Origin of the sequence: Serratia sp. K-E0102 (genome assembly GCF_029962625.1) — a bacterium.
Lineage (GTDB): Bacteria > Pseudomonadota > Gammaproteobacteria > Enterobacterales > Enterobacteriaceae > Serratia > Serratia sarumanii.
Genome location: NZ_CP124754.1, coordinates 191,242 through 212,525, shown reverse-complemented (window position 1 = coordinate 212,525; position 21,284 = coordinate 191,242). Strand labels below are relative to the sequence as shown.

Genomic DNA, 21,284 nt, shown 5'->3' with positions numbered 1-21,284 from the left:
CAATTACCTCTAATTTTAAAGGGTCTTTTAAAGCCAGCCCGCATTATAGGCCTGGCCTTACCAGAGTAACGAATTAAATCAGGTGGTTCGCTTCCAGCCAATCACCCAGCATACGATGCCGGCGGCCATCATCCAGGCGGGAAACACCTCGATTTGCCCCAGCAGCAACAGCGTACCGCTTACTAACAGTGTAGCGCCAACGCCGAACAAATAACGTGACTGCCCCTGACGAACCCGCTGAGCCTGCATTTGGTTGGTCAGCTTATCAACGCTTTGTTGCAACAGTTTATGCTGCTGCAGGCTGTCGTAAAACAGCTCGGGCAGTTCGGGCAGCTTCTCCGCCCAGAACGGCGCTTTCTCTTTCAGCGCGCGCACCACGGCAGGAATGCCGACCTGATCGCGCAGCCAGCTCTCGAGGAACGGCTTGGCGGTAGTCCACAGATCCAGCTGCGGGTAGAGCTGGCGCCCCAGCCCTTCAACATACAGCAAGGTCTTCTGCAATAACACCAGCTGCGGCTGCACTTCCATATTGAAGCGGCGCGCAGTGTTGAACAGGTTCAGCAGCACGTTGCCGAAGGAAATTTCCGCCAGCGGCTTCTCGAAAATCGGCTCGCACACGGTGCGAATGGCGAATTCGAAGTCTTCCACGTTGGTGTCGCGCGGCACCCAACCGGAGTCGACGTGCAGTTCCGCCACCTTGCGGTAATCGCGGTTGAAGAAGGCGATGAAGTTTTCCGCCAGATAGCGCTTGTCATCCTTGTTCAGCGAGCCGACGATGCCGCAGTCGATGCCGATATAGCAAGGATCTTCAGGATGTTCGTAGCTGACGAAAATATTACCGGGATGCATGTCCGCATGGAAGAAGCTGTCGCGGAATACCTGGGTAAAGAACACCTGGACGCCGCGTTCCGCCAACAGTTTCATGTTGGTGCCCTGCCGTTCAAGCGTGGCGATGTCCGAGACCGGAATGCCGTAGATGCGTTCCATCACCAATACGCTTTCACGGCAGTAGTCGGAATAAACTTCCGGTACGTACAGCATTGGGCTGCCGTCGAAATTGCGGCGCAGCTGAATGGCGTTGGCCGCTTCGCGTAGCAGGTTCAATTCGTCCAGCAGGGTTTTCTCGTACTCGCGCACCACTTCACGCGGGCGCAGACGGCGGCCGTCCGGCAACAGCTTCGGCACCCAGCCGGCCAACCGGTACATCAGCCGCACGTCGGCCTTGATGATCGGCCCGATATCCGGCCGGATCACCTTCAGCACCACTTCCTGGCCGGTGGTTTTCAACCGCGCGGTATGCACCTGCGCGATCGAGGCAGAGGCCAGCGGCTGCTGGTCGAAATCGTCGAACCAGGTTTCCAGTGGGCCACCCATCGCCAGCTCGATATGTTTACGCGCCAGCGCGCCGTCGAAAGGCGCCACCCGATCCTGCAACAACGTCAGCTGATCGGCAATGTGCGGCGGAAACAGATCGCGGCGGGTCGACATCATCTGGCCGAACTTGATCCATACCGGCCCCAGCTCCTGCAGCGCCAGCCGCAGCCGTTCGCCCAGCGGCTTGTCCTTGTGCCGATTCGGCATCCAGAACAGCAGCCGGCGGCCAAAGCGCAGCGGCAGCGTCAAACGCATTTTAGGGATCAGTTCGTCCAGCCCATAGCTGAGAAAAACGCGGACGATAAAATACAAACGGCGCAGTTCGCCTGGGGTCATCGCTTGCCCTCCAACTTGTCCATGCGGGCAAACAGCGCTTCCGCGCTGCGGGCGAGAGCATCAACTTCTTCGTTGAACCACACCACTTCCAGTGGCCCCGGCGCCAGGCGCCACTCTTCCGTCAACGTCTCCGCCATGTCCTGCTGCCGGCGCATAAAGCCGGCTTTCAGCAGCGAGGCGCCTTTTCCCAGCGCCTGCGTAATACCCTGGGCGGCGATATCGCCGATGTAAGGCGCCAGCCACTCCGCCGGATCCCACTCCGCCAGATCGAGCAGGCCAACCAGCTGTTGCACCACCTGAATATCGCCTTCCACCGTCAATTCGCCGCTGCGCATCAGCACCGGCAACTGCTGGCGATCGCGCAGCTTCAGTAAGACGGGAATGCGGCTGCGCACCGTGCAATCGGCGCTGTCTTCGGACTGCCCAAGCACGTCTACGCGCAGTTCGCTGAACACCAGCACCAGCGGTGAAGCCAGCTCTTCCAGTTCGATGCGCAGCACCTTGCCCGCCAGGCGTTGGCGAGCGGCTTTCATGCTGCGATCGCGAAACAGCAGGTTATTCAGCGAGGTTTCCAGCGCAGCGGTCAGCAGAGGGGTAAACAGCATCGGCATCTCCCTCTCAGAACTTGAAGCCGCGATGCAGGGCAACAATCCCACCGGTCAGGTTGAAATAGGTGACGTTTTCAAAACCGGCGTTGCCCATCATGCCCTTCAGGGTTTCCTGATCGGGGTGCATGCGGATCGATTCCGCCAGGTAGCGGTAGCTGTCCGGATCTTTCACCACCAGCTCGCCGATCTTCGGCAGCACGTGGAAGGAGTAGGCATCGTAAGCCTTGCTCAGCGGTGCCAGCAGCGGCTTGGAGAACTCCAGCACCAGCAGGCGGCCGCCCGGCTTGAGCACGCGGAACATTGAGCGCAGCGCTTTGTCTTTGTCGGTGACATTGCGCAGGCCGAAGGAGATGGTGATGCAATCGAAGTAGTTGTCCGGGAACGGCAGCGCTTCGGCGTTGGCCTGCACGTAATTGATGTTGCCGACGATGCCGCGATCGCGCAGTTTCTCGCGCCCCATCTTCAGCATCGAATCGTTGATGTCCGCCAGCACCACCTGCCCCTGCTCGCCGACCATGCGGGAGAACTTGGCGGCCAGGTCGCCGGTACCGCCGGCCAGATCCAGCACGCGCTGCCCGCGGCGCACGCCGCTGCAGTCAATGGTGAAACGCTTCCAGATACGGTGGATGCCGAACGACATCAGGTCGTTCATCACGTCATACTTTGCCGCTACCGAATGAAAAACGTCCGCCACCATGGCCTGTTTTTCGTCTCTAGCGACGGTGCGAAAACCGAAATCGGTGGTTTCCTGCGGTTGATCTGCCATTGTCCTGCCTGCTATTCAGTCAATTTTGTGTGGATGAGTGTACCAGAAGCTCGGAGAATACCCCACCTCGCCACGGCCTCAGCCGTGCGAAACGAAGCCCGGTTCCCCGGCGGTATCGTCATCGTCTTTCGTCTGCGGCAGCGCGGCGACATCGTCGTCGTTCGCCTCTTCCGCTTCATCGTGTTGCGCGCCGGCTTGCTGCGCCAGCAGCGGGTTTATCGGCCGTTTGACCTCAACCCCCAGCGCGCGGAAACCTTCAATTTGGCCGATAAGATTACCACGGCCTTCGCTCAGTTTGTTCATCGCCTGACGATAACTGCCCTGCGCCTTGTCCAGGCTCTGCCCCAGCGCGGACATATCGTCCACGAACAGCCGCATCTTGTCATACAGTTTCGCCGCGCGATCGGCGATGCGCTGCGCGTTCTGGCTTTGATGCTCATAGCGCCACAGGTTGGTGATGGTGCGCAGCGCCACCAGCAACGTGGTCGGGCTGACCAGCATGATGTTGTGCTTGAGCGCTTCGCTGATCAGCTCCGGTTCGCGATCGATAGCCAGCAGGAAGGCGGGCTCGACCGGAATGAACATCAGCACATAGTCCAACGAGCGCAGCCCCGGCAACTGCTGATAGTCCTTGCGGCCCAGCATGCGAATGTGGCCGCGCAGCGAGGCGATATGTTCGCTCAGCGCCGCTTCGCGCTCCACCTCGTCTTCACCGTTGAAATAGCGCTCGTAGGCGATCAGCGACATCTTGGCGTCGATCACCACGTCCTTGCCCTGCGGCAGGCGCACGATCACATCGGGCTGCATGCGGCTCTGGTGATCCACCCGCACGTTGACCTGCGTTTCATACTCGTGCCCTTCGCGCAGGCCGGAAGCCTCCAACACCCGGCTCAGCACCACCTCGCCCCAGTTGCCCTGCGTCTTGTTGTCGCCTTTGAGCGCCTTGGTGAGGTTGATGGCTTCGCGCGCCATCTGCGCGTTCAACTGCTGCAGATTGCGTATCTCGTGCGTCAGCGTGTGGCGCTCCCGCGCTTCCTGACCAAAACTGTCCTGCACCTGCCGGCGGAAACCGTCCAGCTGTTCACGCAGCGGCAGCAGCAACCGATCCAAGCTTTGCTTATTTTGCTCGTCCACCTTGCGGCCGCTGTGTTCAAAAATGCGGTTGGCGAGGTTTTCAAACTGGGTGGTGAGGCGCTGTTCGCTGTTGATAAGCAGGCGCTGCTTCTCTTCCGCCGCCATGCGCGTCTCTTCCAGACGGATGGTGACTTCGCGCAGCTCGGCCTCCTGCGCGCTGTTGACCTCGCGCTGGGCGCGCAGCTCCTGATTAAGCAGTTCACATTCGTTGCGCCAATGGTTGAGCTGTTGCAGCTTTTCATGCCCGGCCGCCAACTGGCTGTGCAGGTTGCGTAGCTCCAGCTCGCTCTGCCGCAGCTGCTGCTCGTGGCGCTGCAGAGCCTCTTGCCGCGCAGCCGTTTCCTGCTGCGCCTGCTGCAACGCTTGCTCCAGCAACCGCAGTTCGGTTTCATGTTGCGCATTCGCCTGCTGCACCCGCAGACTGGCGATCAACCACCCCAACAGCATGCCGATCGCTACGCCGCCAATCCCATAAATCAGACTGGTATCCACCCTGCCTCCTGTTGCACCTTGCCGTTCCAGCGTTTCGCACGCCCATTGCCCGTCACGTTAAGGGGAGGCTGTATGGATGTCCAGCCTGATTTTACCCGCCGAGCACAATATTGCGCGGCGCTGCGCAATTTAGCGAGAAATCAGCCCAGCCACTGGCTGAGCCACTTGATGCCGAATGCCCCCGGCGCCAGAATGCCGAACGCCCAGATCATCGCCGACGTGACGTTGGCTAACTGGAAATAACGCTGCGGCATGCCGCAAATGCCGCCCACCAGCGGCACCACAGCGCGCAGCGGGCCGAAGAAGCGGCCGATGAAAATGCCCAGCACGCCCCAGCGTTCAAAGAATGCGTGGCCGCGCACCAGCAGCTGCGGATTGCGCGACAGCGGCCACATATGGGCCACGCGATCCTGATAGTGATAGCCGATCCAGTAAGAGAGCCAGTCGCCGAAAAACGCCCCGACGGCGGCGGCGGCCCAAATCGGCCAAAAGGCGATGCCGCTTTCGCCGATCAGCGCGCCCAGCGCCAGCAGGATCACCGTGGCCGGCAGCAGCAGCGACAAAAACGCCAGCGACTCGCCGAACGCCAGGAAGAAGATGATGGGAATGGCCCAGCCTTCGTGCTGACGCACGACGTCGCTGACCCAGTTGATAACGTCATTGAGGCTCAATGCGGGGCTCCTGATACGCGATAATTCGCCGCCTAGGATAGGCCGGGGCGAGTTAAACCCCGGCTAAACGCTCGGCGATTTACTCGAGGTAGAACGCCTGCAGCGCTTCGCGCTGGGCTGCGCCCAGGCCGTATTCCGCTTCCAGCCAGCGATCGGTGGAACCGTATTGCTGACGGATGCAGCCCAGCGCCGTCATCAGGAACTCCTCGCGCGCGCTGAGCACGTAGGCGAATTGCTCCAGCGCCGCCGCATTCAGCTTGATAGACAGCTGATCCAGCATCTGCTCGCGGAAAGTGGCCAGCGTGGTTTCGGTCAGCAGATAGTCTTCCAGCACCGTCGCTTCGTCGGCCCCCAGCGCGAACAGCACCAGTGCCGAACCGACCCCGGTGCGATCCTTGCCGACCGCGCAGTGCTGCACGATGGCGCCGCCGCCAGGATTGCTCAACAGCTGCGCCAGCCGCTGATAGGCCGCATTGCCGAACGGCAGGCGGCGATACAGCTCCAGCATGAACGCGCGGGCGTCGAAGGCGGCCAGCGTTTCGTTGGTGAGCTTCTCCAGGTTGGCGTTGACTTCGCTGCTCAGCGGGTTGGCCGGCACATGGTGATAATCGGCGCCACTCCACAGAATATCCGGTTTGGCCTGCACCTCGTCGGCATCACGGTAGTCCAGCACCGAGCGCACCGGCACGCCGGCGAGAAAGGCGCAGTCGTTTTCCGTCAGCCGCTCGAGGGAACCGGAGCGGAACAGCAGGCCGCGCTTGATGCGGCGCCCGTCGGCCACGCCGTTGCCGCCGAAGTCGCGGAAATTGATGCCGCCGTCGAGCGGCGCGAGCGAAGGATGAAGCAGGATCTGGGCGGTCATAAACGTCCTCGTTGTTTTTGTTATGACAACGCGCGGCGGCCATCGGCGCAGCGCTGAGGAGTATCACCGTAACAGATTCGCCGCGAATGGAAAAACGGGCCGCGTCGGCGGCCCGCTGGGGGAAAGGCGATTACAGCAGGCGGCGGGCGGCGTCCACCACGATCTGCACCGCTTTGCTTTCGGTGTTTTTCATGGTCTCGGCGTTCGGGATCTCTTGCTGGGTGCGGTTGACGATCACCCCGGCCACCATGCCGGCACGCAGGCCCTGGCTGGCGCACATGGTCAGCAGCGTGGCGGATTCCATTTCATAGTTCATCACGCCCATCGCCTGCCACTCTTCCATCGAACCTTTGAAGCGGCTGACCACACGGCCGGAGTAAGTGTCGTAACGCTCCTGGCCCGGATAGAAGGTATCGGAAGAGGCGGTCACGCCGATGTGCGTGGTGGCGCCGCTGGCCTTGGCCGCTTCCACCAGCGCGGTGGTGCAGGCGAAGTCCGCAACCGCCGGGAACTCCATCGGCGCGAAGTGCAGGCTGGCGCCGTCGAGGCGTACCGCCGCCGTGGTGACCAGTACGTCACCGACGTTGATGTTTGCCTGAATGGCGCCGGTGGTGCCGATGCGCAGGAAGGTGCGAATGCCCAGCTGCGCCAGCTCTTCCACCGCGATAGAGGTAGACGGGCCGCCGATACCGGTAGAGCAGACGATCACCGCCTTGCCGTCCAGCTCCGCGCGCCAGGTAGTGAATTCACGATGGGAGGCCAGATGCACCGGATTTTCCATCAGCTTGGCAATCTTCTCTACGCGCTGCGGATCGCCCGGCACGATGGCAAGCTGGGCCCCTTGTAAATCGTTCTTGGTGAGGCCGAGATGAAAAACGTCAGACTGAGACATACGAGACTCCTCATGGATCATGTTTATTGGGAGGAACAAAAAAGCACTCTACTGAAAATCGCCGCTTAATTTCGTGACGACAATCACTATGAAAAGAGAAACAAATTACATGCTACATATTTTTTGTGATTTTTATCACAAAAAAAAGAACTATGACGCATCCGGAACGCGCCGCTAAACCTCAGTCTAGCCGACAAACTCGGCTGCTCCTCGCCCGTTGGTTGCCGGCTGAAACTATTTAGCTGATCAATCCGAAATAACCCCAACTTATCGGTTGCTTAGGGACAAAAAAGCCTTCTAACGCACCTTATGGCACTTACGCGGGGCAAAACGCGTAATAACATGATAAAAAGCGCTTAAAAATGCCGCAAAGCCAGATAATTAGCCGTTTTTTATCGACTTGTCCGAAAGTGCGCCACGCAGCGCCAATAATGGGTAATCTTTCCTATAGTTAATCTCAGCGCTTTTTTCTATTGCACGGAGACCGCAATGAAAACCGAACATGTGATGACATTAGAACAGGCTCAGGGGGGATTCGCCCCGGCCGCCGCGCCATTGGCCGCCTCCGCGATTATCACCGACGAACAGGGCATTCACGCCGGGCAAACGACCATCCCTTCCCAAGGCGATGCGCTGCCGGCCTACGTCGCCAAACCCGCCGACCAGAGCGGCCCTTTCCCCATCGTGCTGGTGGTGCAGGAAATCTTCGGCGTCCATGAACATATTCAGGATCTGTGCCGCCGCCTGGCCAAGCAGGGCTATCTGGCGATCGCGCCCGAGCTCTATTTCCGCCAGGGCGACGCCAACGACTACACCGATATCGGCGAGCTGTTCCAGCAGCTGGTCACCAAGGTGCCGGATCGTCAGGTGCTGTCGGATCTGGATCACGCGGCGCACTGGGCTATCCGCCACGGCGGCGACGCCGGCAAGCTGGCGATCACCGGTTTTTGCTGGGGCGGCCGCATCACCTGGCTGTACGCGGCGCATAACCCGCAGTTGAAGGCGGCGGTCGCCTGGTACGGCAAACTGGTCGGCGAGAAAACGCTGAACTCGCCGAAGCATCCGGTCGATGTCGCCACCCACCTGTCGGCGCCGGTGCTGGGGCTGTATGGCGGGCAGGACAGCGGCATCCCGCTGGAGACGGTGGAAACCATGCGTCAGGCGATCCGCGCCGCCAACGCCGAGGCCGAAATCGTGGTGTATCCCGAGGTCGGGCATGCATTCAACGCCGATTATCGTCCCAGCTACAACGCCGAAGCGGCGGAGGACGGCTGGCAGCGCATGCTGGCGTGGTTTGCCCAGCACGGCGTCAAATAATTTCCCCCGCATAAAAAAGGGCGCCGAAGCGCCCAATCATCACACCAGTAAATCTATAAGCGGCGGCTTATCCGCCGCACGACATCACGCTTGCTCGCGCAGGCGCTGTGCCGCCAATACCATGTTGGCCAGCGACTGCCGGGTTTCCGGCCAGCCGCGGGTTTTCAGGCCGCAATCCGGGTTAACCCACAGGCGTTCCGCCGGGATGTTCTGCGCCGCTTTACGCAGCAGCGCTTCAATCCATTCCACGCTCGGCACGTTCGGCGAGTGGATATCGTAGACGCCCGGCCCGATTTCGTTCGGGTATTCGAACTCTTTGAAGGCTTCCAGCAGATCCATATCGGAACGCGAGGTCTCGATGGTGATCACGTCGGCGTCCAGCGCGGCGATGGAGTCCATGATGTCGTTGAACTCGCAGTAACACATGTGGGTGTGGATCTGGGTGTCGTCCCGCGCCACGGCGGCGTTCAGCTTGAAGGCGTCCACCGCCCAGTTCAGGTACGCCGCCCAGTCGGATTGGCGCAGCGGCAGCCCTTCGCGCAGCGCGGGTTCGTCGATCTGGATGATGCCGATGCCGGCTTTTTCCAGATCTTCCACCTCATCGCGCAGCGCCAGCGCAATCTGCTTGGCAATCACTTCGCGGGTCACGTCTTCACGCGGGAACGACCAGCACAGGATGGTCACCGGCCCGGTCAACATGCCTTTCACCGGCTTGTCGGTCAGCGACTGGGCGAATTTGGCCCATTCGACGGTGATGGCTTCCGGGCGGCTGACGTCACCGATGATCACCGGCGGCTTCACGCAGCGGGAGCCGTAACTCTGCACCCAGCCATTCTGGGTAAACACGAAGCCGTCGAGGTTCTCGCCGAAATACTCCACCATATCGTTGCGCTCGGCTTCACCGTGCACCAGCACGTCCAGCCCGAGACGCTCCTGCTCGACGATCGCCTGTTTGATGTGCTCACCGATGCTGGTGCGGTAGTTGTTGCCGTCCAAACGGCCCTGTTTGAAGTCCAGACGCAGGCCGCGGATCTCGGTGGTCTGCGGGAACGAACCGATGGTGGTGGTCGGCCAGGCCGGCAGGTTGAAACGTTCGCGCTGCGCCCTGGCGCGTTCGGCGTAAGCGCTGTGGCGTTCGCTGTCCTGCGCGGTGATCGCCGCCAGGCGGCGCTCGACCTGTGGGTTGTGCACGCGGCTCGACTGACGGCGGGCGCGGATCGGCGCGCTGTAGGCGTCCAGTTCGGCCAGTTTCGTCGCGTCAGGCGCGTTCAGCGCCGAGCTCAACAGCGCCAGCTCGGCGCATTTTTGCAGGGCGAAGGCGAACCAGCTTTTCACTTCTTCGTCCAGACGGCTTTCCACGCTCAGATCGATCGGGCTGTGCAGCAGTGAACAGGAGCTGCCGATCCACAGCGGACGGCTGCCCACCAGCGGCTGCAGACGTTCGAACCAGCGGCTCAGATCGGCGCGCCAGACGTTGCGCCCGTTGATTACCCCCAGCGACAGCAGCCAGTCTTGCGGCAATGCGGCGCTCAGCACGGCGATATCGTCATGGCCGGCGACCAGATCGACATGCAGCCCCTGCACCGGCAGCGTGCGGACGGTATCGAGGTTGTGGCCGACGCTGTCGAAATACGTGGTCAGCAGCAGCTTCACCTGCCCCTGCAGCGCGTCGTAAGCCGGTTTGAACGCATCCAGCCAGGCTTGCGGCAGTTCCAGCACCAGCGCAGGCTCATCAATTTGCACCCACTCGACGCCGCGTTTCGCCAGCTCGGCCAGCACCTGTTGGTAAACCGGCAGGATGTCTTTCAGCAGCGACAGGCGGTCGAACGGCTCGCCCTTCACCTTACCCAGCCACAGATAGGTCACCGGGCCCAGCAGCACCGGCTTGATGCGATGGCCGAGCGCCAGCGCTTCGTCCACTTCGTCCAGCAGCTGAGTCCAGCCCAGCTTGAACTGCTGGCCTTGCTGGAATTCGGGCACCATGTAGTGATAGTTGGTGTTGAACCATTTGGTCATTTCCGCCGCGGCCGCCGGCTCGCCGGTCGGTGCGCGGCCACGGCCGATGCGAAACAGCGTGTCCAGATCGATCGTGCCATCCGCATTCTGATGGCGCGCCGGCACGTTGCCCAGCAGCAGGCTGGTGGTCAACACATGATCGTACCAGGCGAAATCGCCGACCGGCACCAAATCCACCCCGGCCTGCTGTTGCTGTTGCCAATGACGAGCGCGCAGCTCGCGGCCAACCGCCAACAGCTCTTCCTGCGTTGAGTTGCCGGCCCAGTAGCTTTCCTGAGCTTTTTTCAGCTCACGTCGTAGCCCAACGCGAGGAAAACCCAGTGTGTGATTCAAAATTGCCATCGTCATATTCCCCATTTAGCCGTCCAGATGTTTACACATCCATAATCAGCAGGTACTGTATTAACCACAAGCGCAATTTATTCACTGTCAATGTGAAGGACTCTCATGATCGAACTGAAACATTTACGGACGCTGCAGGCCCTGCGCAACAGCGGTTCGTTGGCGGGGGCGGCGGCCCAACTTCATCAGACGCAGTCTGCCCTGTCGCACCAGTTCAGCGATCTTGAGCAACGTCTGGGCTTCAAGCTGTTCGTGCGCAAGAGCCAGCCGCTGCGCTTCACCGCCCAGGGCGAGATCCTGCTGCAGCTGGCAGAACAGGTGCTGCCGCAGATCCAACAGGCGCTGCAGGCCTGCCACGAACCGCACCAGACCACGCTGCGCATCGCCATCGAATGCCACAGCTGCATTCAGTGGCTGACGCCGGCGCTGGACAACTTCCGCCGGCGTTTCCCGCAGGTGGTGATGGACTTTACTTCCGGCGTGACTTTCGATCCGCAGCCGGCCTTGCAACAGGGCGAGCTGGATCTGGTCATGACGTCGGATATTCTGCCGCGCAGCGGCCTGCACTATTCGCCGATGTTCGATTTCGAGGTACGCCTGGTGCTGGCGCCGGATCATCCGCTGGCCGGCAAGCCGCACATCGAGCCGGCAGACTTGAGTGACGAAACGCTGTTGATTTACCCGGTGCAGCGCCAGCGGCTGGATATCTGGCGGCATTTTCTGCAGCCGGCGGGCGTTAGCCCGGCGTTGAAGAACGTCGATAACACACTGCTGCTGATCCAGATGGTATCGGCGCGGATGGGGATTGCGGCGCTGCCGCACTGGGTGGTGGAAAGTTTCGAACAGCAGGGGCTGATAGTGACCAAAACCCTGGGTGACGGCCTGTGGAGTCGCTTGTACGCCGCCGTGCGCGACGGCGAACAGCGCCAGGCGGTGACCGAAGCCTTTATCCGCTCGGCCCGCCAGCACGCCTGCGATCATCTGCCGTTTGTGCGCGACGCGGCACGCCCTGGCGCTGCCGGCGCCAAAGCGTTGACGGCCGACGTATAAACGTACCGGGTGGCCCGCCCGCTTAGCCGAGCCGTTTCGGCGCCACCCAGCGCCGGTGTACCCACAGCGAAGCGACGATCACCGCCCCGCCAATGATAAAGCTCGGCCAATGCGGCTGCTGTTGCCAGATGGCCAGGTTGACCAACAAACCGGCCGGCACATGCATGTTGTTCATGATGCCGAGCGTGCCGGCATCCACCTGCGTCGCGCCATAGTTCCACATGAAGTAGCCCAGCCCCGACGCCACCACGCCCAGCCAGATCAGCACGCCCCACTGCAGATTGGTGGTCGGCAGCTGCTGCGGATTGCCCCACAGGAACCAGGCCACCACCGCCACCACCGCCGCCCCCAGGTAGAACCAGGAAAATGCGGTGTGCTGCGGCAAGGGGTGCACTTCCATCAGGCGCTTATAGCCGACCATGCCGATGGCGAAGCTGATATTCGCCGCCTGCACCAACAGCAGCCCCCACCAAAAGTGTTCGCTCAGCTGGTGATAGCGGATGATCGCCGCGCCCAGCACCGCCAGCAGCGCGCTGAATACGTAGCCCCACCGCAGACGCCGGCCGCTCAGCAAATCGTAGATCAAGGTGATGTACAGCGGCGTCAGCACGGTGAACAGCAGGAATTCGGGCACCGTCAGGTAGAGATAGGCGCGGAAGCTGAACAGGTACATGATGCCCAGTTGGAAGGCGCCCACCAGCATATACAGCAGGATCACCCTGGGCTTGATATTGCGCCAGCGCAGAAACGGCAGGAACACCAACGCCGCCAGCCCGATGCGCACCAGCGCCGAGAACCCGCTGTCGACCTGGCCCGCCAGGTACTCGCCAATCAGGCTGAAAGAAAACGCCCACAGGATGGTGGTTATAACCAAAAGCAGCACGATGGGTTCACCCTAAAAAGACCGAAAGGGCGATTGTAACGGAAGATGCGCGCCGCGTTGGCGAAAAGGCGGTTTACATCTGAACAAAAGACAAACTACCGGCAAAATTTCACCGTTGGGTTAGGCTTAATAAAAAGGCGAGGTAACCATTATGAAAACTTCTCACATCCTGTTTGTTCTGCTGTGGCTGCCCGGCCTGGCTGCGGCGGCCAACGGCGTAACCGACCTGCGCTCACAGCAGCAGTTGCTCAACCAAAACAGCCAACAGGCTCAGCAACAGCGTCTGTTGAACAATCGGCAGATGGATCAACGCCGCCTGCAGCAGCAACGGCAGTCCGACAATCAACGGCAGCAGCTGCTGCAAACCACGCCGAACGGCGGGCAGCTGCTGCCCAACGGCAACCAGCCGCGCGATCCGTTCAATCGCACCGCGCCGGCGGTGCCGCAGGCGCCGATGCCGGCTACGCCCGCACGCCCATAACGGTGAGGATCAGCGGCGTAGTGATCGCCGCCAGCACGGTGGACATCACCAGGCTGGTGGCGGCCGGGCCGGTGAGCGTATTGAACTGGCGCGACATCAGGTAGACGTTCACCCCCACCGCCATCGAGCCCAGCAGCACCACAACCCGGGTCTCCATCGGCGGCAGATCCATCATCCAGGCCAGCAGCCAAATCACTAATGGCTGCACCAGCAATTTCAGCACGCAGATGGCGCTGCTCAGCCGCCAGCCTTCGCCGATGCGGTACTCCGCCAGCCCCATGCCCAGCACCACCAGCGACAGCGGCGCCGCCACCTGGCCGAGCATGCTGATCGGCCGATCGACGAAGGCCGGCAGCGGCAGGCCGGTCAGGCTGAACAGGGTGCCGGACAGAATGCCGACGATCAGCGGATTGGTCAGCACGCTGCGCGCGGTTTTAACGAAACCGCTCAGCGTCGGCGAACCGTTGCGCGCCCACTCGATCGACACCGTCACCAGCGTCCACAGGATCAGGCCGTTGAACACCAGCACCAGCGCCACCGACGGGATCGCCGCCTCCCCCAGCATCACGCTGGCGATCGGCAAGCCGAGCATCACGTTATTGGAGAAAATGCCGCCCAGCGCAAACACCGATCCGGCGACGCCATCCAGCCGAAAGAGGTGCCGGGCGACGAGACGGCCGAGCACGAACACGATCAGGCAACTGCCGAAAAACGCGATCAGCAGCCGGGCGTCGACCGCCGGGCGCTGCGAGAAGTCGCACATCATGCGAAACAGCATGGCGGGCAAGGCGAGGGAAAACACGAAGCGCGTCAGGCCATCGGTGATGCCAGCAGGCCATTTCCCCCAGCGAATCAGCCCATAACCCAACGCGATCAGCACAAACAGCGGTAAAGACAGCACGATCTGGTGCCACAGTGACATCATAAAGCCAGGCATCGCATTCCTTCCGGTGGTGCGGCGGCAAGGCTTGTCGTCGCGGGATTCATCGGCGCCGGATTAAAAATCCGGGCCGATCAAATCTATCCGGTCGGTGCAAATGCAGTCAACGCCCCAGTCGAGCAGCAGGCGCGCGCGATCCGGTTGGTTGACGGTATACACCAGAATGCGCAGCCCGGCGTCTTTCAACGCTTTTACCCGCTCGGCGGTCAGCGCTTTGTGATCGATATGCAGCGAGACGCAATCCAGGCGTTCGGTCAGCTCGCGCCAGTTGTCGTCCCAGTCCTCCAGCAGCAGGCCGCGCGGCAAATCCGGCACGGTGCGCTGCGCCGCCGCCAGCGCGTCCACCGAGAAGGAAGAAAGCAGCGGATCGGTCTGCCCTTGCCACAGCAGCCGCGCCGCCAGCGCCACCACCCGGCCGGTTTCATCGTCGCTGCCGGTGGTCGGCTTGATCTCGATATTGGCCATCAGGCCGTGTTCCTGGCAGCGTTCCGCCACCTCCGACAGCAGCGGCAGCCGCTCGCCCTTGAAGGCCGAGCTGTACCAGTTGCCGGCGTCCAGCTGCACCAGTTTGTCCCACGGCAGCTCGCCCGCCACGCCCCAGCCGTTGCTGGTGCGATCCAGCGTGTCGTCGTGCAGCAGGAAAATTTGCCCGTCCTGCGCCAGCTTGGCGTCGAACTCGATCATCTTGTGGCCGTGGCGCGCGCCGACGTCGATCGCCGCCAGGGTGTTTTCCGGCGCCAGAGAACCGCCGCCGCGGTGGGCGACGATATGAGGGTAAGGCCAGTGTCTGGTCATCAATCCATCCGTAATCCGCTGTCGGTGTCAAAGAAGTGCAGCGCCTGAGCAGGCAGCTGCAAATATAGCGTACTGCCCGCCGCCGGCAAGGTTTCATGCGATAGCCGCACGATCACCCCGTGGCCGCCCCACTGGCCGTGCGCCAGATTATCGGCCCCCAGCAGCTCCAGCGTCTGCAGCTGCAGCGGCACGCCCTGGCCTTGCGCCACCAACTGAATATGCTCCGGCCGAATGCCCAACGTCAACGGCCGCCCCGCCCACTGCGGTTTGGCCACCGGCAACGGCAGCGCCATGCCGTCCGCCAGCAGCAGCTGGCCGCCGTCGGCGCTCAGGGTGCCTGGCAGCAGGTTCATCGCCGGCGATCCGATAAAGCCGGCGACGAACAGCGAAGCCGGCCGTTGGTACACTTCGCTCGGGGTGCCGATCTGCTCCGCCACGCCCTTGTTCATCACGATGACCCGCTGCGCCAGCGTCATCGCCTCCACCTGATCGTGGGTCACGTACAGGCTGGTGGTTTTCAGACGGCGGTGCAGCTGTTGCAGCTCCAGGCGCATCTGCACCCGCAGCTTGGCATCCAGGTTGGAAAGCGGCTCATCGAACAGGAATACCGCCGGTTCGCGCACGATGGCGCGCCCCATCGCCACGCGCTGGCGCTGGCCGCCGGAAAGCTCGCGCGGTTTGCGTTTGAGCAGCGGCTCCAGCTCCAGGATGCGTGCCGCTTCTTCCACCCGCTGGCGGATATGATCCTTGCCGAAACCGCGGATCTTGAGGCCGTAGGCCATGTTGTCGTACACGCTCATGTGCGGATAGAGCGCGTAGTTCTGGAACACCATCGCGATGCCGCGATCCTTGGGCTCCAGATCGGTCACGCGTCGGGTATCGATATAGATATCGCCGCTGGTGGTGCGTTCCAGCCCGGCCACCATCCGCAGCAGCGTGGATTTGCCGCAGCCGGACGGGCCGACCATCACGATGAATTCGCCGTCCGCCACGTCGAGGTCGATCTGTTTGATCACCGGCGTTTTACCGTCGTAAGACTTGGTGACCGCCTGTAGTTTTAATCCTGCCATCGTCGTTATTTCTCGCTATCAACCAGACCGCGCACAAACCAGCGCTGCATCAGAAGCACCACCGCCAGCGGTGGCAATAAAGTCAGAATCATCGCCGCCATCACCTGGTTCCACTGGGTCGGCGCGCCGGAGGTGGAGATCATGCTCTTGATGCCCGCCACCGCGGTGCCCATCGAGGCGTCGCTGGTGATCAGGATCGGCCACAGGTATTGGTTCCAGCCGTAGATAACGGTGATGACGAACAGCGCCGCCAGATTGGTTTTCGACAGCGGCAGCACGATGTCCCAGAAGAAACGCATCGGCCCGGCGCCGTCGATGCGCGCCGCCTCCAGCAGCTCATCCGGCAGCGTCATGAAGAACTGGCGCAGCAGGAAGGTCGCGGTGGCCGAGGCCATCAGCGGCAGCGTCAGGCCGGTGTAGCTGTCCAGCAGGTTGAGGTTGGAGATCACCTCCACCGTCGGGAAGATACGCACCTCCACCGGCAGCATCAGGGTGAGGAAAATCAGCCAGAAGAACAGGCTGCGCAGCGGGAAGCGAAAGTACACGATGGCGTAAGCCGACAGCACCGACACCGCGATCTTGCCGAAGGTGATCGCCAGCGCCATGATCACGCTGTTCAGCAGCAGCAGCGAGAACGGCACCTTGAGGTTGCCCACGCCGCCCTGCCAGATATTGCGGATGTTTTCCCACAGGTGGCCGCCGGGCACCAGCGTCATCGGCACCTGAAACACCTGCTTGTCGTCCAGCGTGGCGGCGACAAAGGCCACGTACAGCGGGAACAGCACCACCAGCACGCCGATAATCAGCATCACATGGCTGAAGATATCCAGCCCGCGTCGATTCTCAATCATTGATAGCGCACCTTACGTTCAACGAAGCGGAACTGGATCACCGTCAGGCCGATCACCAGCAGCATCAGGATCACCGACTGCGCGGCAGAGCTGGAGAGATCCAATCCGGCGAAGCCTTCGCGGTAGATCTTGTAGATCAACGTGGTGGTGGACTGCACCGGCCCGCCGCCGGTGGCGGCGTCGATCACCGGGAAGGTATCGAAGAAGGCGTACACCAGATTGACCACCAGCAGGAAGAAGCTCACCGGCGCGATCAGCGGCAGCACCAGATGGAAGAAACGCCGCACCGGGCCGGCGCCGTCGATGGCCGCCGCCTCCACCAGCGAGCGCGGGATCGACTGCAGCGCCGCGAGGAAAAACAGGAAGTTATAGCTTATCTGCTGCCATACCGAGGCCAGCACCACCAGGAACATCGCCTGGCCGCTGTTTTGCGCATGGTTCCAGTTATAACCCAGCCCGTTGAGGAAATGGGTGATCAACCCCAAGCCGGGGTTGAACAGAAAGATCCACAATACCGCCGCCACCGCCGGCGCCACCGCATAGGGCAGGATCATCAGCGTGCGATAGAGGCGGCTGCCGCGCAGCACGTAGTCCACCAGCGCGGCGAAGAACAGCGAAACCGCCAGCCCGATGCCCGCCACCAGGAAGCTGAAGATCAGCGTGGTGTAGAACGAGTCGAGGTAGTAAGGATCCTGAAACAGCTGCTTAAAGTTATCCAGCCCGACAAACTGGCTGGACAGGCCGAACGGATCGAGACTCTGCACCGAATACCACAGCGCCTCGCCGGCGGGCCATAAAAAGAAGACGGCGGTAATCAGCAGCTGCGGCAGCACCAACGCATAGGGCAACCAGCTGCAGCCGAAACCGGGACGGGAAGATGACATAGCAGTTAAACCATTAATCGGGTACGGAAGGATCGGCGTGAAGACGCGAGCCCGGTCTGCCGGGCCCGCGACGCAGGGTTACTTGGTCGATGCTTCGAAACGGCGCAGCAGCACGTCACCGCGCTGCACGGCGGCGTCCAACGCCTGCTGAGGCGTTTTCTTGCCGGTCCACACGCCTTCCAGTTCCTCATCCACCACGCTGCGGATCTGCGGCATGTTGCCGAGGCGCAGGCCCTTGGTGAACGGCAACGGCGGCTTGTTCAGCATCTGGCGAGTGGCGACGTCGGCCCCCGGGTTCTTGTCGTAGAAGCCCTGCTGCTTGGTCAGATCGTAAGCCGCGGTGGTGATCGGCAGATAGCCGGTCTTCTGGTGCCATTCGGCGGCGATTTCCGGCTGCGCCAGGTACTGCAGGAACTCGGCCACGCCCTTGTAGGTGGCGGCGTCTTTACCGTTCATCACCCACAGGCTGGCCCCGCCGATGATGGCGTTCTGCGGCGCGTTTTTCGCGTCGGCGTCGTACGGCATCATGCCGACACCGTAGTTGAATTTGGCGTAGTGCTTGATGTCCGCCAGCGAACCGGATGACGCGGTGGTGATGGCGCAGTCGCCGTTATAAAACTTCTCGGTGGATTCGTCTTTGCGGCCGAAGTAGGTGAAATCACCCTTCTTGTTCATCGCTTCGAGCAGCGCGATATGCTTGACCTGCAGCGGCTTGTTGAACTCCAGCTTGGCGTTGGTGCCGCCGAAACCGTTGTTTTCGCTGGCGAACGGCACGCCGTGCCAGGCGCTGAAGTTCTCCAGCTGGATCCAGCCCTGCCAGCCGCTGGCGTAGCCGCACTTCATGCCGGCCTCACGCAGTTTGGCGGTATCCGCCGCCAGCTCTTGCCAGGTTTTCGGCGGCTGATCCGGGTTCAGGCCGGCCTTCTTGAAGGCGTCTTTATTGTAGTACAGCACCGGCGTGGAGCTGTTGAACGGCTGCGACAGCAGATGGCCGCTCTTGTTGTCGGTGTAATAGCCGGCTACCGTCGGCACGAACACCGACTCGTCGAAGTTGATGCCGGCCTCTTTAAACACTTCGTAGACCGGTTTGATGGCCTTGCTGGCCATCATGGTGGCGGTGCCCACCTCGTAAACCTGCAGGATCGCCGGCGCCTTGCCGGAGCGGTAAGCGGCGATGCCCGCCGCCAGGCTCTGTTCGTAGTTGCCTTTGTAAACCGGCACAATCTTGACGTCGCTGTGCGACTGGTTGAAGCGATCCGCCAGGGAGTCCACTTCCTTACCCAGTTCGCCTTCCATCGAATGCCAGAACGGGATCTCGGTCGCCGCCAGCGCCTGAGTGCTGACCGCCAGGGTCAATGCGACGCACAGCGTGGTTTTGCGAATAGCGTAGGTGAGCATGCCTAACTCCTGAAAAAAGCTGGTGTAAAAGCGCGTGAGCGAAAAGAATCAGTTTTTTGTTCGGAAGCTAACATGCCATGCGCGGATGACAGAAAAATAACTAAAAAGTGACAGCCATGTGACAGGAGAGTGAAGTGAAGATGGCAGTTTGATGTCGGCGGCGGGCATGGGCTCCGCCGCCGCGGGGATTACATCGAACGGCGCAGGCGCGCCACCGCTTCCTGCATTTGTTGCTCGGTGGCGGTGGCGAACGACAGGCGGAAGGTCGAACGATCCGGGTTGTCGGAGAAGAAGTATTCCCCCGGCACGAACACCACGCCCTGCTGCAGCGTGGTATTCAGCCATTCGGTGGCGTTGAACGGCTGGCGGAAACGCGCCCACAGGAACATGCCGCCCTTCGGCTTATCGAAGGTGATGTAGTCGCCCAGCTCCTGCTCCACCAAACCGGCCAGGATCTCGCCCTTTTGCTTGTAGGCGGCGCGGATCTTGTCGATCTGCGCCGGCAGGCGATCCAGGCCGAGGTAGCATTCGACGATGCTCTGCGACAGCGCGCTGGCGTGCAGATCCGCCGCCTGCTTGATGATCGCCACTTTATGCAACAGGAACGGCGGCAGGATCGCCCAGCCCAACCGCAGGCCCGGCGCCAGGATCTTGGAGAAGGTCGAGGTATAAATGATGTGGTCGGTGTTGCCCAGCACCCGCTGCGACACCTGATGCAGCGTCGGGTGGCGCTCTTCGGTGAAACGCAGCTCGCCGTACGGATCGTCTTCGATGATCAGGAAGTTATGTTCGGCGGCCAGCCTCACCAGCAGTTCGCGGCGCGCGGCGCTCAGGGTGATGCCGCTGGGGTTGCCGAAGTTCGGCACCACGTACACGCCCTTGATGCGCTGGGTTTTCAGCAGCTCGGCCAGCTCTTCCACCACCATACCGTCGCTGTCTGACGAGACCGACATGATGTTGGCTTCCGCCAGCTCCAGCGTTTGCAGCGCCGCCAGGTAGGTCGGGCGCTCCACCACGAACACGTCGCCGGGGTTGACGATGGCTCGCATCACCAAATCCAATGCCTGCTGCGAGCCGGCGGTGACCATCACCTCTTCCGCGCGCGCGGTGACGCCGCGCTCGGCGCACAGCGCGCAAATGCGCTCACGCAGCAGCGGGCTGCCCTCGGTCAAGCCATACTGGAACGCGCTTTTCGGCTGTTCGGTGATCGCCTGCTGGGTGGCGATGCTCAATCCTTCGAAATCGAACAGCGCATCAGAGGGGATGCCGCCCGCCAGCGAAATGACGTGTTCCATCTTGCTGTGTTTAAGCAATTCACGGATGGCCGAACTTTTTACGTTAACGATGCGCTGCGCGAGTAACCCTTCTGTCTTCATTTCTTCTTCTCGTACCTGATTATTTTAATTCGTAGGGGGGCGGATTAACCGCCCAGATACGCCGACCTCACTGCTTCGTTGGCTAACAATGCAGCCCCCGTATCTTCCAACACCACGCGGCCGTTTTCCAGCACATAACCGCGGTCCGCCAATTTCAGCGCCTGATTGGCGTTTTGCTCCACCAGGAAGATGGTCATGCCCTCTTCCCGCAGCTGCTGAATGATGTCGAAGATCTGCTGGATGATGATCGGCGCCAGCCCGAGCGAGGGCTCGTCGAGCAGCAGCAGCTTCGGCTGGCTCATCAGCGCGCGGCCGATGGCCAACATCTGCTGTTCGCCGCCGGACATGGTGCCGGCGCGCTGGTTTCGGCGCTCCAGCAGGCGCGGGAACAGAGTGAACACCCGTTCGATGCGCTGTTGATACTGCCGGCGATCGGCGAAGAAGCCGCCCATCGCCAGGTTTTCTTCCACCGTCATGCGCGAGAAGACGCGCCGCCCTTCCGGCACGATCGCCACCGCTTCACGCATGATGCGCGAGGTTTGCCACTGGGTGATGTCCTGACCCTGGAAGACGATGCTGCCTTCGCTGGCGCGCGGCTCACCGCACAGAGTGCCTAGCAGCGTGGTTTTACCGGCGCCGTTGGCGCCGATTAACGTCACAATTTCACCCTGGCTTATCGTGAGGCTGACCTGATGCAGCGCCTGAATTTTGCCGTAATGGGCGGATACCTGATTGAATGACAGCAT

At 61.5% G+C, this 21,284-nt stretch carries 20 protein-coding genes; 3 read left to right on the top strand and 17 right to left on the bottom strand.

Annotation, left to right across the window (positions count from 1 at the left end):
• Window positions 1-78 precede the first annotated feature (78 nt).
• The 7 genes from ubiB to udp form a co-directional block, all read right to left on the bottom strand.
• On the bottom strand, window positions 79-1,710 hold the full coding sequence (gene ubiB / locus SSARUM2_RS00950) for a ubiquinone biosynthesis regulatory protein kinase UbiB (protein ID WP_033655130.1): 1,632 nt from the start codon (window positions 1,708-1,710) through the stop codon (window positions 79-81).
• Window positions 1,707-2,315 carry an SCP2 domain-containing protein gene (locus tag SSARUM2_RS00945; RefSeq protein WP_033636702.1) on the bottom strand — a complete coding sequence of 203 codons (609 nt, stop codon included), beginning with the start codon at window positions 2,313-2,315 and terminating at the stop codon, window positions 1,707-1,709. Before SSARUM2_RS00945 ends, ubiB begins: the two co-directional genes overlap by 4 nt.
• Before the next feature lie 13 nt (window positions 2,316-2,328).
• Window positions 2,329-3,084, bottom strand: coding sequence for a bifunctional demethylmenaquinone methyltransferase/2-methoxy-6-polyprenyl-1,4-benzoquinol methylase UbiE (gene ubiE / locus SSARUM2_RS00940; protein WP_025304918.1), 756 nt, complete (start codon window positions 3,082-3,084; stop codon window positions 2,329-2,331).
• A 78-nt stretch (window positions 3,085-3,162) separates the two neighbouring features.
• On the bottom strand, window positions 3,163-4,710 hold the full coding sequence (gene rmuC, locus SSARUM2_RS00935) for a DNA recombination protein RmuC (protein ID WP_033655131.1): 1,548 nt from the start codon (window positions 4,708-4,710) through the stop codon (window positions 3,163-3,165).
• A 140-nt stretch (window positions 4,711-4,850) separates the two neighbouring features.
• On the bottom strand, window positions 4,851-5,381 hold the full coding sequence (locus tag SSARUM2_RS00930; protein WP_033649669.1) for a DedA family protein: 531 nt from the start codon (window positions 5,379-5,381) through the stop codon (window positions 4,851-4,853).
• Window positions 5,382-5,460: 79 nt separating this feature from the next.
• On the bottom strand, window positions 5,461-6,243 hold the full coding sequence (locus tag SSARUM2_RS00925; RefSeq protein WP_033636699.1) for a tyrosine-protein phosphatase: 783 nt from the start codon (window positions 6,241-6,243) through the stop codon (window positions 5,461-5,463).
• 130 nt (window positions 6,244-6,373) lie between these two features.
• Entirely contained in the window at window positions 6,374-7,135 is a 762-nt protein-coding gene (udp, locus tag SSARUM2_RS00920; protein ID WP_004934432.1) for a uridine phosphorylase, read from the bottom strand.
• 489 nt (window positions 7,136-7,624) lie between these two features.
• Here udp and SSARUM2_RS00915 point away from each other — a divergent pair, with 489 nt between their 5' ends.
• Entirely contained in the window at window positions 7,625-8,452 is an 828-nt protein-coding gene (locus tag SSARUM2_RS00915; RefSeq protein ID WP_033655132.1) for a dienelactone hydrolase family protein, read from the top strand.
• A gap of 84 nt (window positions 8,453-8,536) precedes the next feature.
• On the opposite strand, the gene metE is transcribed toward SSARUM2_RS00915, so the two are convergent.
• Entirely contained in the window at window positions 8,537-10,825 is a 2,289-nt protein-coding gene (gene metE, locus SSARUM2_RS00910) for a 5-methyltetrahydropteroyltriglutamate--homocysteine S-methyltransferase (protein WP_077791448.1), read from the bottom strand.
• 90 nt (window positions 10,826-10,915) lie between these two features.
• Here metE and metR point away from each other — a divergent pair, with 90 nt between their 5' ends.
• Window positions 10,916-11,860, top strand: coding sequence for an HTH-type transcriptional regulator MetR (gene metR / locus SSARUM2_RS00905; protein ID WP_033655133.1), 945 nt, complete (start codon window positions 10,916-10,918; stop codon window positions 11,858-11,860).
• Window positions 11,861-11,882: 22 nt separating this feature from the next.
• Here the strand turns inward: metR and SSARUM2_RS00900 are convergent, their stop codons facing one another.
• Complete coding sequence (locus tag SSARUM2_RS00900; RefSeq protein WP_033649666.1) at window positions 11,883-12,743, bottom strand: carboxylate/amino acid/amine transporter; 861 nt, start codon at window positions 12,741-12,743, stop codon at window positions 11,883-11,885.
• Window positions 12,744-12,894: 151 nt separating this feature from the next.
• Here SSARUM2_RS00900 and SSARUM2_RS00895 point away from each other — a divergent pair, with 151 nt between their 5' ends.
• On the top strand, window positions 12,895-13,224 hold the full coding sequence (locus SSARUM2_RS00895) for a hypothetical protein (protein ID WP_049234504.1): 330 nt from the start codon (window positions 12,895-12,897) through the stop codon (window positions 13,222-13,224).
• On the opposite strand, the gene SSARUM2_RS00890 is transcribed toward SSARUM2_RS00895, so the two are convergent.
• From SSARUM2_RS00890 to livF, 8 genes are all read right to left on the bottom strand, one after another.
• The gene (locus SSARUM2_RS00890) at window positions 13,205-14,161 is read right to left on the bottom strand and encodes an AEC family transporter (RefSeq protein WP_049212052.1); all 957 of its coding nucleotides are present in this window, start codon (window positions 14,159-14,161) and stop codon (window positions 13,205-13,207) included. The genes SSARUM2_RS00895 and SSARUM2_RS00890 overlap by 20 nt on opposite strands.
• Window positions 14,162-14,221: 60 nt before the next feature.
• Window positions 14,222-14,959, bottom strand: a complete 738-nt coding sequence (ugpQ, locus tag SSARUM2_RS00885; RefSeq protein ID WP_033649663.1) for a glycerophosphodiester phosphodiesterase — start codon at window positions 14,957-14,959, stop codon at window positions 14,222-14,224.
• Window positions 14,959-16,029 carry a sn-glycerol-3-phosphate import ATP-binding protein UgpC gene (locus SSARUM2_RS00880; protein WP_033649662.1) on the bottom strand — a complete coding sequence of 357 codons (1,071 nt, stop codon included), beginning with the start codon at window positions 16,027-16,029 and terminating at the stop codon, window positions 14,959-14,961. Before SSARUM2_RS00880 ends, ugpQ begins: the two co-directional genes overlap by 1 nt.
• A 5-nt stretch (window positions 16,030-16,034) precedes the next feature.
• Window positions 16,035-16,880 carry a sn-glycerol-3-phosphate ABC transporter permease UgpE gene (ugpE, locus tag SSARUM2_RS00875; RefSeq protein ID WP_060453008.1) on the bottom strand — a complete coding sequence of 282 codons (846 nt, stop codon included), beginning with the start codon at window positions 16,878-16,880 and terminating at the stop codon, window positions 16,035-16,037.
• Entirely contained in the window at window positions 16,877-17,764 is an 888-nt protein-coding gene (gene ugpA, locus SSARUM2_RS00870) for a sn-glycerol-3-phosphate ABC transporter permease UgpA (protein WP_015376293.1), read from the bottom strand. The genes ugpE and ugpA overlap by 4 nt, the downstream gene beginning before the upstream one ends.
• A 78-nt stretch (window positions 17,765-17,842) precedes the next feature.
• Window positions 17,843-19,162: a sn-glycerol-3-phosphate ABC transporter substrate-binding protein UgpB gene (gene ugpB / locus SSARUM2_RS00865; RefSeq protein WP_033636688.1), complete on the bottom strand. Its 1,320-nt coding sequence runs from the start codon at window positions 19,160-19,162 to the stop codon at window positions 17,843-17,845.
• A gap of 188 nt (window positions 19,163-19,350) precedes the next feature.
• Window positions 19,351-20,538 (bottom strand): PLP-dependent aminotransferase family protein, encoded by a 1,188-nt coding sequence (locus SSARUM2_RS00860; protein ID WP_049234510.1) that lies wholly within the window; start codon window positions 20,536-20,538, stop codon window positions 19,351-19,353.
• Between the two features lie 44 nt (window positions 20,539-20,582).
• Window positions 20,583-21,284 (bottom strand): high-affinity branched-chain amino acid ABC transporter ATP-binding protein LivF, encoded by a 702-nt coding sequence (livF, locus tag SSARUM2_RS00855; protein WP_049234511.1) that lies wholly within the window; start codon window positions 21,282-21,284, stop codon window positions 20,583-20,585.